Below are 11,320 nucleotides of genomic sequence, written 5' to 3'. Positions count from 1 at the left end.
GTAATGATTAAAAGATATGAGGCATGTTTTTTGTTTAAAAGTGAAGAAATTGAATATAAAGGTTCTTTAGAAGAGGTTAAAAAATCTTTAGAATTTTTTGGCGCAACCGATATTGTTAGTAATTTTATTGGAGAGAGAGCCTTAGAATATCCTATTAAAAAGCAGGCCAGAGGTCGTTATGAAATAATAGAGTTTAGTATGGAAGGTAATAATTTAAAAGAACTTGAATCAAGGCTTAAGTTAATTAAAAACTTGCTTAGGTATATGATTTTGGTCAAAATAGTTAGAAAGATCAATACTAAAAAAATCAAAAGAAGAAGTTTTAGAGAATTTAGAGACAATATTGATAAAGACAGTCTTAAAGGTGTCTCTAAGGTTGAAACACCAACAGGTTCTGAAAGCACAGATATTCAGGAAAAATAAGAGGGTTTTGAATGGCTGATATTAATTCATTAGTATTGTCTGGTAGGCTTACAAGAGATTCTGAGCTTTCTTATACAGAAAGTGGCATGGCTATTCTTAGGTTTTCTTTAGCTAATAATAGAAGAATGAAGAAAAATGATGAATGGATTGATTATCCACAATATTTTGATTGTGTTATTTTTTCAAAGAGAGCTGAAAGTCTCAACGATTATTTGAAAAAGGGCAAACAAGTTGTGGTAAGTGGATCTCTTAAATATGAAAGCTGGCAAGATAGGAATACGGGTGATAAGAGGAGTAAGGTAAATATATTTGTAGATAATTTGCAAATGTTTAGTTCAGGTTCTAATACTATTCAAATGCAAGATTCAGATATTAATAGTTTGACAAACCATCAAAAAGAAGATGTAGTTAAGGATATTGATATTGTTGATGATAAATTTAGCGAAGATATACCTTTTTAATGGAGTTTAAGTTTATGTATAAAGATAGAGATACAAATCAAAGAGATTCAAGATTTGAAAATCAGCAGGATGGCTTTAAGAAAAATTCAAATTTCAGATTTTTTAAGAGAAAGTCATGTAAATTTTGTGATTCTGGCAAACATCCTGATTATAAGGATTTTGATTTTCTTAAAAAGTTTATTACTGAGCAAGGTAAAATTTTACCCAAAAGAATTACTGGAACCTCTGCTAAGCATCAAAGGCGCTTGGCATTAGAAATTAAGCGGGCAAGATATATGGCTTTGTTGCCTTTTGTAAAAAAATAATTATTTGTGGGGGTAATTATGAAAGTGATTTTAAAGGAAGATTTTATTAATCTTGGAAAAGAAGGAGATACGGTAGAGGTAAGAGATGGATTTGCAAGAAACTATTTACTACCCAAAGGTTTTGCAGTTTTTTCAAATAAACATAATATTGAGATTTTTAATCAAAAAAGAAGATCAATATTGAAAAAGCAAGAAACAAAAAAACAAATGGCCAACGATCTGAAATCTAAGCTTGATCTTGTTAAATTAGAATTTTTTATGAAATCTAATGATTCTGGCAAATTGTTTCATAGTGTTAACAGTTTAAATATTGCTGATGAACTTTTAAAACTTGGTTTTGATATAGAGAGAAAAAAAATAGATATACATCATGGAACTTTAAAGACTTTTGGAACTTATGATGTGACAATTAAGCTTTATGAAGGTATTAGTTCTATTATTAAGGTAGAGATAAAAAAAGAAAAAGAGCAAGAGGATAAAAAGTCTTTAAGTAAAAAGTTGAATAAAGAAGATGAGTAAGCTGAAAGAGAAAGGGTGTAGTTTGTGGCTTTAGCAGCTTTTTCAAATTCTGCACTTCTTTTTAATGATGGTGCAGAAAAAGCGGTAATTTCTAGTATATTTTATAATTCAGATAAGATAGAGCAAATTGCTTTTCATGTAAGAGCAGATGATTTTTACAATGAAACTCACAAGTTGATTTTCAAAGCAATGGTTTCGCTTTATGAAAAAAGGGAAAATATTGATCCTATTACCGTTTTTGAAGAAGTATCTAAGCATGTTTCAAAAACACAACTTTTGATTAAAAAAGATTTAATCAATTTGCCAGATTATTTAGATTCACTTTCAGTTTATTTGCCAACAGATAGAACTATAAATGTTTATGCGAAAATTGTAAAAGAACAGAGTGTTCGTAGAAGCATTTTAAATGTTTCTAAAGAGCTTAATGACTATATAAATGATTCTACAAAATCTATTAATGAGATTGTTGAAGAATCTCAACAAAAGATTCTTTCAATTGAGTTAGATTATTCTAGTAAAAACCTATATCATGCTAAAGTTATTGCAGAACGCGTTCATAATGAGATATATGAGCGCAGTATGAAGAAAAAAGAAGCAAACTTTGGTATTCCAAGTGGCTTTAGAAAGGTTGACTCTCTTATTGGGGGATTTAGAAATAGTGATTTTATTATAGTTGGTGCTCGTCCTAGCATCGGTAAAACGGCATTTGCTTTAAATATTGCTTCTGCTATAGCATTAAGAAAAGAAGAAAAGAAAAAAGTAGGATTTTTTTCTCTTGAAATGACAGCAGATGCTTTAATAAAAAGAATAATATCTTCTCAATCTTGTATTGATAGCTTTAAAGTTCAAAATAGCATTTTATCTGGACAAGAGATAAAATCATTAAATGATATTGTAAATGAGATTAGTGATTCTGAGCTTTATATTGAAGATACTCCTAATATTAGTTTGCTAACTTTGGCAACTCAGGCTAGAAAACTTAAGCGATTTTATGGTATAGATATAATATTTGTTGATTATATCAGCCTGATTTCTTTTGAGACAAAAAATCTTCCAAGGCATGAACAAGTTGCTTCGATTAGTAAATCTCTCAAAGAGCTTGCTAGAGAGCTTGAGATTCCTATTGTTGCATTGTCTCAGCTTACAAGAGATACGGAAGGGCGTGAGCCTAATCTTGCCAGTCTAAGGGAATCGGGAGCATTAGAGCAAGATGCCGATATTGTAATTTTACTTCACAGGGATAAGGATTTTAAATTTGAGTCTTCTGCTGAGATAGAACCAATAGAAACTAAGGTTATTGTAGCAAAACATAGAAATGGTCCTACAGGTAGGGCAGATATATTATTTTTGCCACACATTACTAAGTTTGTTAACAAAGATCATCAGTATTAGTTGTTATTTAACTACTAATCCAATTCCTAAATAATTAAAGTTAATAGAATGTTTTTCTAATTTTTTTTCATCTAAGTTATAAGCTAGAGGAATATAACTAACTTTTGAATATATTTTGAAAATATACTCAGTGTTGTGGTATTTTATCATTTTGAACAAAAATCCTAATTCATTTTCAATTCCAACTTGAAGAATGTTTTTTATTCTTATTGGTCTGAAGATGCTTTTAATATCTTGGTTATTTTGATTATAGGCAAAAAATAGTCCCGAAATTAGGTAAGGATTAAATGTTTTTTGTGGTAAAAATTCATACATGATGCCTGATGATAATTGATTTGTAAAGCTGTTAGTTTCATTATAATTAGTGTAATAATTTGTTGATATTGAAATGTAATGGTTGATGTTTTCATTTATTTTATAAAATAATGAATTTCTTATTTTTAATGGGATCATAATATCAAATCCAAAGTAAAAATTATTACTTACAACATTAAATTCATTATTTGATTCTGGTGTTTTTTTGTATTCTTCAGGTGTAATAATTATTCCAAATCCTCCAACGCTTAAGAAATTTTCTTTGGTTGAAAAATTTTTAATGTTTAAATTATTGGTTATGAAAAAATTTTTAGAGTAAAATTGATAATTTATTCCAATTCCTGTTTCTGCTTCTTGTGTTTTTGAATATGTTTTAAGGCTTTTGATTTGATTTTGAATTTGGGAATAAAGTTTTATGTCAAATCCAATATTTTCATTTTTTAAGGTAATTCCAATACTGTTTTTGATAAAATAATCTGCAAAATAAGATAAGTCTATATAATTTTCTAAATTTAAAAAATTCATGTAGGAGTAATTTATAGCAAAACTTAAAAATCCCCTATAATTGTAGCTGTCGTAACTTTTTATACTTGGAATTGGGCGGTGTTGATTTAAAATGAGGTGAATTATGCTTTGCATTAAATGCCCACCCCAGTCTCCAAATAAGAAGTTTTTAACTCCAATTCCCAAGTCTATTTCTCCAAAATTTTTTCCATTAATTAGCAATAAGATTGGGAAATAGTACATGAAGCCTATCTCAATTAAGTCTGTCCTGCTAATTAAAGATTTTGGCGATCCTTTATATCCCCTATAGGTTAACATGTGTGCTTCTAGATTTATTATAAAATTGTATTTTGAAGCATAGGTAAAAATTAAAGAGCCACTTCTCAAGTCATCAAAAAAATCGCTTAATGAAAATCCGAATCCATCATTTAGTATTTCAAAATAATATTTGTCAATACCTTCATTTTTATATTGGATTGAATAATTATAAGAATAAACTTTTAAATTAGAAATTATAAATATTATTAAAAATATTTTTTTAAACCGCATTTTTAAATTATAGCATTTTAGTTTGTTTATTAAATAATTTAGGTTAAATAGTTTATTTTTATTAAATAAACTTAGTTTTTATATGATCTATTGTATTGTATAATTCAATAAGTTTACTAAGACTTTAGGAGTAGTTGTGATAAAAAAGGTAGCTATTATTGATGGACTTAGAACGCCCAATTTCAAGTTTGGAGGTTCTTTTAGGGGTTTAGATATTATTGATGAATCTTCAAAAGTTGTTAAAGCTTTGCTTGGAAGAAATAAGTTATGCAAAGTTGATGAGGTTATTGTTGGAAATGTAATATCTGCGGGACTTGGTCAAAATATTGCAAGACAAATTGCTTTGAAGTCTAATTTGGGCGATACCGTGCCCGCATTTAGCGTTAATAAAGTTTGTGGTTCTGGCCTTAAGGCTTTGGAGCTTGCATTTAATTCTATTGCTCTTGGAGACAATGACATTGTTTTAGCTGGAGGGGTGGAAGATCTAACCAATTCTCCTTATTTATTACCTAGAAAGATTAGGTTTGACGGTCTTAAATTTGGTAATTTTGGAATTGAAGATTCAATCCAAAAAGATGCTTTAATAGATTCTCTGAATTTTATTTCCATGGGGCTTACGGCTGAAAATCTCTCAGAAAAATATAGAATAACAAGAGAAATGCAAGATGAATTTGCATATAATTCTCATGCAAAGGCATTAAAGGCAAGAGAGCTTGGATATTTTGAGGATGAAATTTATCCCCTGACCGTTTTTGATAAGAAGATCAACTCTAACAGGACTGTCTCAAGTGATGAGGAAATAAGAGATAATTTAACTTTAAATAAGCTAGCATCTCTTAATCCTGTTTTTAAAGAATCGGGTACAGTAACTGCCGGAAATTCTTCAAGTTTAAATGATGGTGCTTGTTTTTTAATTTTAGCAAGTGAGGAAAGAGTAAAAAGCTTAGGGGTAAGTCCATTAGCTTATATTGGAGGATTTAAAAGTGTAGGTCTTGATCCGCTTTATATGGGTTTTGGAGCCTATATGGCTATTGAAGGTATTATTAGTAAATTAAGTTTAAATCCTAGCGAAATAGATTTAATTGAGGTAAATGAGGCATTTGCAGCTCAAGCATTAAGCATTGAAAAGGCCTTGTTTGAAAAATACAATATAACTAGCGATATTATTAATGTAAATGGTGGTGCTATTGCTTTGGGGCATCCATTTGCAGTTAGTGGTTCAAGAATTTTATTAACACTTTCTCGCTCTATGAAAATAAAGAATAAAACAAAAGGAATAGCATCTATTTGTATTGGTGGTGGACAAGGAATTTCTAGTTTTTTGTATAGATGAAAATGTTTTATTAACTAGATTTAAATGTAAAATTTTGTTAAATTAGTGGGTAAGTGATTCTTTAATAAGAGGTTATGTTATGAAGAGTTTTTTATTTTGGGTAATATTGGGAACTGCAGGGATTAACTCTTTTGCTCAAAATACTCCTGTTGCTATTATTAATTTATATAAGAATGAAATTATTACTAAAACCGGTTTTGATTCTAAGGTTGATATATTTAAAAAGACTCAAGGTAGAGACTTGACTGCTGCTGAGAAAAAGCAAGTTTTGCAAGTTTTAATAGCAGATGTTCTTTTTAGCCAAGAGGCTTCAAAACAAGGAATTAAAATTTCAGATGATGAGGTTATGCAAACAATTAGAACTCAATTTGGACTTGTAAATTTTACTGATGAGCAAATCAAGCAGATGATAGAAAAACAAGGTACAAATTGGGGCGAGCTTTTATCTTCAATGAAAAGATCTCTGTCTTCTCAAAAGCTTGTTTTAAAGCAAGCTCAGCCCAAGTTTTCTGAAGTTAAAACTCCTAGTGAGAAAGAAATTGTTGAGTATTATGAGGCTAATAAAACTAAATTTGTAAATCCTGATATTTCAAGAGTTAGTCATGTATTTTTTTCTACTAAAGACAAAAAAAGATCAGATGTTTTGGATCAAGCAAAAAATATATTAAGCCAAATAAGATCAAAAAAAATTACTTTTGAAGAAGCTGTAAGAAAATATTCAAATGACGAGTCTTCTAAGGCTAAAAATGGTGATCTTGGGTTTTTGTCAAGGGGTGATCAAAATGCTCAAAATCTTCTTGGAGCCGATTTTGTGAAAGAGGTTTTTAATTTTAATAAGGGTGATATATCTTCGCCTATTGCTTCAAAGGAAGGGTTTCATATTATTAAAGTTACAGAAAAATATGCTCAGAGATTTTTAGGCTTGAATGATAAAGTGTCTCCTACTGCAGATTTGATTGTCAAAGATGCAATAAGAAATAACATGGTTAATGTTCAACAACAGCAAATTGTTGTTCAAGTGCAGCAAGATATGTATGGTAAGCTTAACAAGTCTGCAAATATACAAATCTTGGATTCTAGTCTAAAATAAAACATACTTTTATTTATATAATTTTATTATGGATTTAATGCATGAAGTTAGAGTTTTGGCTTTTCAAAAGATTTATAGCATTGATATTAATCAAAGCGCAATGGACGATATTTTTGATATTTTTAATATTGAAGATAAAGGATTAGACATAGAAAATGAATCTATTAAGTCGTTTTATTCTTCTTTAGTAAATGGTACTTTTAATAATTTAGAGCATATTGATAGCTTGATTAGGGATATTTCTTTGAATTGGTCTTTAGATCGCATGGATAAGGTTGATCTTGCAATACTTAGAATGGGTGTTTATTCTTTGAAGTTCCAAAATTTTGAAAATTCAAAACGTGCTGTAATTGATGAGGCAATTTTGATTGCTAAGAAATATGGTAGTAAAAACTCTTATAAGTTTATAAATGGTATACTTGATGCTTTACTTAAAAATATGGAGAGTTGTATTGAAAAAAAATAAAACTTTAGTATTCATTTCATTGTTCTTATTATCGGTTTTTTTAGGGGGTTTTTATTTCTATTTCGATCCCAATATTTTATATCTTTTAAAAGGCGAGAAAGATTTTAGCAAGCTTATTATGGGAATTGATTTTTATATTGATAAAAAAAAATTTGCTGATGCTAAAAAAGCAATGCTATTTTCATCATATTATGCTAATACTGAGTTTAAATGGCTAGCCCTTGCTAAAAGAGCTAAACTTTGGGCTTTAAATACGGGCGATTATCATCTTATGGGGGAGATAGTAGATCTTGGTGTTAAAGTTTTGCCGGGTAATTTGAAATTAAGAGCTTTAGAAGTTTATTCTAAGCTTAAAATTGGGCTTTTAAAAGATGCTTATAGGATTGCAAATCAATATCTTTTAAATAGCGAAGAGTATCAAGGTCTTTATGATGAAGTTTTTATTAAAAATTTAAGTTCAGATAATGGGATTTTAGATTTTAACAAATTTATTGATAAAATCTATAAAGAAAAGGATGCTCGTATTTTTGAAGAGATAGGTTTAAATCTTAAAAATAATGCATTTTTAATAAATGCAATGCTTTTATATATAGAGAAAAAAAACATAGATGCTGCTAAGCGTATACTTTTTAAAATCAAAGAGGACAAAAATTTTTCAAAAGAGCTTGCATATATTTCATATAATCTTAATGATTTAGATTATACAATTTCCAATCTCAAGTCCATTAAAAATGAAGAAGACCCCACTTTACTTTTTTTGCTTGCAGATGCTTATTTTAAAAAAGGAGATATTAAGAATGCTAAGAATGAATATTTAAAGCTTTATACAAGATTTCCTAATTACAATGTTCTTATTTATTTAAATCTTGCACTCATAGCTAATAGTGAGAATGATCATAAAAGAGCAATTTCTTATTTAAATAAGGCTAATGAGGTGTTTAAAGATAATAAGATAATAAGTTATTATTTAGCAAACATATACTTTAGAATTAAAAATTATTTTAAAGCCAATGAAATTATAGCGAATTATAAGGAAGATCCGTTATTCTTTAAACTTTATTTTGCATTAAATTATGCAAATTCTAAGTATGAGGCAAAAAAATCTTATTTGTGGCGACTATTTTATAAGACTGAGTACAATTCTAGTATTGCTCAATTTTTGGCTTGGAATTTACTGCTTTATTCAGATTTAAAGGACCTAGATTTATTTTTTAGAATTTATAATTTTTCTGAGAATAAACAAGATTGGTATGATTTTTATAAATTTTATTATTATTTTCTTAAAAGAGATTTTATTAGTTCAAAAAAGATAATTTTTGACAATAAATCTCAAAAATATATGTTTGGAATTTATTATAATCTTGGAGTTTTGAGCTTTTCTGAAAAAGACTATAAAGAAGCGGAAAGATATTTTAATAAAGGAATATCTTTATTGCCTAGTAGTTTTTATGATAAAGATTCTAGTACTCACTATGAACGTGAACTTATATCAAAAATTTACTTAAAACAAGGAATTAATTATCTTTATTTGGGAAAAATGGAAAAAGGCAAAGAGTCTATTTTGGCTTCTTATTCTTTTTACGAAACTGATGAAGGAAGGCTTTATAAAAATATGATAGATACACTTAGAGAAAGGAAGTTAAATTTTGACTAAACTAAGATTGAAATCTAAAGATGAGATTAAAAAAATAAAAGCTTCAGCAAACTTGTTGGCGCTTACTTTATTAGAAGTTGAGAGAAATATTGTTCCTGGTATTAGCACCAAAGAACTTGATTTGATAGCCTATGATTTTATTATTAAAAATAGAGCTAAGCCTGCTTTTAAGGGATATCGTGGTTTTAAGGGCACTATTTGCGCATCTGTTAATGAAGAGGTTATTCACGGCATTCCCGGAAAAAGAAAATTAGCGGATGGGGATATTGTTAGTATTGATTGTGGGGTTATTCTTGATGGGTTTTATAGCGACATGGCAAAAACTTTTAAAGTGGGAAATGTGGATTCTAGTATCGATGAACTTTTAGAAGTTACAAATGCTTCTCTTTACAAAGGTATTGCTGAGATGAAAGTGGGAAATAGAATTTTAAATATATCAAAGGCAATAGAAGATTATATAAAACCGTTTGGTTTTGGAATAGTTAGAGAATATACAGGCCACGGTGTTGGATTTGAACTTCACGAAGAACCAAGTGTTCCAAATTATTATGCTCCTTTTTTTAAAAATATTAGAATTCAAGAGGGTATGGTTTTGGCTATTGAGCCTATGGTAAACTTAAAGGGGCACAAGGTTTCAATAAAAAGTGATGGTTGGACTGTTTTTGCATCTGATCTTAGTTGTTCTGCACATTTTGAACATACTGTTGCTGTTGTTGATGGATTGCCTTTAATTTTAAGTGAAGTTTAAATTTTCAATTAATCAAATATTTAAATATTATTTGTAAAATCAAGTAATTATGTGGAGGTTATAAAAGTGGAAAAAAAGTTTTTTTCTGGATTTCTTCTAAGTTTTTTGGCTTTGGGTATTGGGTTTTTTATTGGAATGCATTATTTAGATTCTAATAGAAGCAACATTGTTTTTGCAGAAGAAAAGGACAATACTGTACGAGCCTTGCAAGATTCTTTTAGAGAAGTTTCCAAGAAAATTTTACCATCATCTGTGGAAGTTCATGCAACAGGGGTAATCAAGCAGAGTTTTCCTATTCCATTTTTCTTTTTTGATATGCCAGAATTTGATTCTGAGAGAAAAAGCAATTGGGCAGGGTCTGGAGTAATAATTGGTAGAGATTCTCAAAAAAAATCATTATTTTATGTGGTTACAAATAGTCATGTGGTAGATAAGGCAACTGAACTTGAAGTTGTATCTTATGATAAAAAAAAGCACAAGGCTAAGTTAATTGGCAAAGATGAAAAAAAAGATATTGCTCTTATTAGCTTTGAAAGTGATGACGCAACTATTAAAGTAGCTGATCTTGGAGATAGTGATAAGCTTGAAATAGGTGATTGGGTTATGGCAGTAGGCAGCCCTTTTCAATTTAGTTTTACAGTTACAGCGGGTATTGTGAGTGGGTTGCAACGTTCTGCAAATCCTAATTTGCAATCAAGGAATTTGTTTATTCAGACCGATGCTGCAATCAACAGGGGTAATTCAGGTGGTCCTCTTGTAAATATAAAAGGTGAAGTTATTGGAATTAATGCTTGGATAGCTTCAAATTCTGGCGGAAATATTGGGCTAGGTTTTGCAATTCCTGTTAACAATATTAAAAGCACTGTAGATTTTTTCCTTAAAGGTAAAAAAATTGAATCGGCGTGGCTTGGAATTTCTTTTTATCCGTTAAAGACAAGAGATTCTGAGGTGCTAAAAAGCTTGGGGGTTGAAAGTAAGGATGTTTCAGCTGCAATTATTGCTTCTCTTTATCCGGGTTCACCTGCTGTTAAGTCAGGGCTTAGAGCAGGAGATATTGTTATGAAGGTTAACGGGGTTCCCATGAGCGTTTTTCAAGATGTTACATCATATATTAGTGATTTTTATGCTGGTGAGAAAGTAAATGTAGAAATTTTAAGAGGCAATGTCAAAAAAAATATTGAGATTGTTCTTGCTGTTAGACCTAAGGATAAAGAGCTTTCTTCTTCAAAGATGCTTCCAGGTTTTGTTGTTTATCCATTAGTTGAGGATATTAAAGCTCAGCTTAATTTAAGAAATTGGATTAAAGGTGTTGTTGTTGATTATATTGATAAAAATTTAGCATCAAGCATTAAGATGAAGTCAGGAGATGTAATTCTTTCTGTAAATTCAAAAAGTGTTTCTAATTTAAGAGAATTTTATGATGCTCTTGAGGTTGGAAAAAATACTTATAAAATTTTAAGAGGAAACGATTCTTTTAAAATTTCATTTTAGTAAATTTTAGTTTTGGGTTAAGAGTTGATCTTAGCCCTTTTTTATTTTATATAAATATTTGTGTGTTAAT

General features: G+C 29.3%; 12 protein-coding genes. 11 read left to right on the top strand and 1 reads right to left on the bottom strand.

The genetic code is table 11. The features are described from left to right. Positions 1-3 precede the first annotated feature (3 nt). The 5 genes from rpsF to dnaB are packed head-to-tail and all read left to right on the top strand — an operon-like array spanning position 4 to position 3,100. Positions 4-423 carry a 30S ribosomal protein S6 gene (rpsF, locus tag HNQ06_RS03800; RefSeq protein ID WP_184107620.1) on the top strand — a complete coding sequence of 140 codons (420 nt, stop codon included), beginning with the start codon at positions 4-6 and terminating at the stop codon, positions 421-423. An 11-nt stretch (positions 424-434) separates the two neighbouring features. Continuing rightward, a complete protein-coding gene (locus tag HNQ06_RS03795; protein WP_184107619.1) occupies positions 435-884 on the top strand; it encodes a single-stranded DNA-binding protein in 450 nt (149 codons plus the stop codon). Positions 885-898: 14 nt separating this feature from the next. Further along, on the top strand, positions 899-1,189 hold the full coding sequence (rpsR, locus tag HNQ06_RS03790) for a 30S ribosomal protein S18 (protein WP_002556715.1): 291 nt from the start codon (positions 899-901) through the stop codon (positions 1,187-1,189). A gap of 18 nt (positions 1,190-1,207) precedes the next feature. Then, on the top strand, positions 1,208-1,708 hold the full coding sequence (rplI, locus tag HNQ06_RS03785) for a 50S ribosomal protein L9 (RefSeq protein WP_184107618.1): 501 nt from the start codon (positions 1,208-1,210) through the stop codon (positions 1,706-1,708). A 24-nt stretch (positions 1,709-1,732) separates the two neighbouring features. After that, entirely contained in the window at positions 1,733-3,100 is a 1,368-nt protein-coding gene (dnaB, locus tag HNQ06_RS03780) for a replicative DNA helicase (RefSeq protein ID WP_184107617.1), read from the top strand. Positions 3,101-3,103: 3 nt separating this feature from the next. Here the strand turns inward: dnaB and HNQ06_RS03775 are convergent, their stop codons facing one another. Further along, on the bottom strand, positions 3,104-4,468 hold the full coding sequence (locus HNQ06_RS03775; RefSeq protein WP_184107616.1) for a hypothetical protein: 1,365 nt from the start codon (positions 4,466-4,468) through the stop codon (positions 3,104-3,106). Between the two features lie 136 nt (positions 4,469-4,604). Between HNQ06_RS03775 and HNQ06_RS03770 the strand changes: the two genes are divergently transcribed. The 6 genes from HNQ06_RS03770 to htrA all read left to right on the top strand — a co-directional run bounded on the left by HNQ06_RS03770 (position 4,605) and on the right by htrA (position 11,250). After that, complete coding sequence (locus HNQ06_RS03770) at positions 4,605-5,801, top strand: acetyl-CoA C-acyltransferase (protein WP_184107615.1); 1,197 nt, start codon at positions 4,605-4,607, stop codon at positions 5,799-5,801. A 79-nt stretch (positions 5,802-5,880) separates the two neighbouring features. Continuing rightward, a complete protein-coding gene (locus tag HNQ06_RS03765) occupies positions 5,881-6,891 on the top strand; it encodes a peptidylprolyl isomerase (protein ID WP_184107614.1) in 1,011 nt (336 codons plus the stop codon). A 37-nt stretch (positions 6,892-6,928) separates the two neighbouring features. Next, positions 6,929-7,357, top strand: a complete 429-nt coding sequence (gene nusB, locus HNQ06_RS03760) for a transcription antitermination factor NusB (protein WP_184107705.1) — start codon at positions 6,929-6,931, stop codon at positions 7,355-7,357. Continuing rightward, positions 7,344-9,011, top strand: a complete 1,668-nt coding sequence (locus HNQ06_RS03755) for a tetratricopeptide repeat protein (RefSeq protein WP_184107613.1) — start codon at positions 7,344-7,346, stop codon at positions 9,009-9,011. Before nusB ends, HNQ06_RS03755 begins: the two co-directional genes overlap by 14 nt. Beyond that, complete coding sequence (gene map, locus HNQ06_RS03750) at positions 9,004-9,759, top strand: type I methionyl aminopeptidase (RefSeq protein WP_184107612.1); 756 nt, start codon at positions 9,004-9,006, stop codon at positions 9,757-9,759. The genes HNQ06_RS03755 and map overlap by 8 nt, the downstream gene beginning before the upstream one ends. Before the next feature lie 66 nt (positions 9,760-9,825). Continuing rightward, on the top strand, positions 9,826-11,250 hold the full coding sequence (gene htrA / locus HNQ06_RS03745) for a DegQ family serine endoprotease HtrA (protein WP_184107611.1): 1,425 nt from the start codon (positions 9,826-9,828) through the stop codon (positions 11,248-11,250). Positions 11,251-11,320 lie beyond the last annotated feature (70 nt).

The sequence above is a fragment of the Borreliella lanei genome (assembly GCF_014205895.1).
Taxonomy (GTDB): domain Bacteria; phylum Spirochaetota; class Spirochaetia; order Borreliales; family Borreliaceae; genus Borreliella; species Borreliella lanei.
Note: the sequence above shows the minus strand (reverse complement) of the source record. Positions and strands in the feature narration are given on the sequence as shown.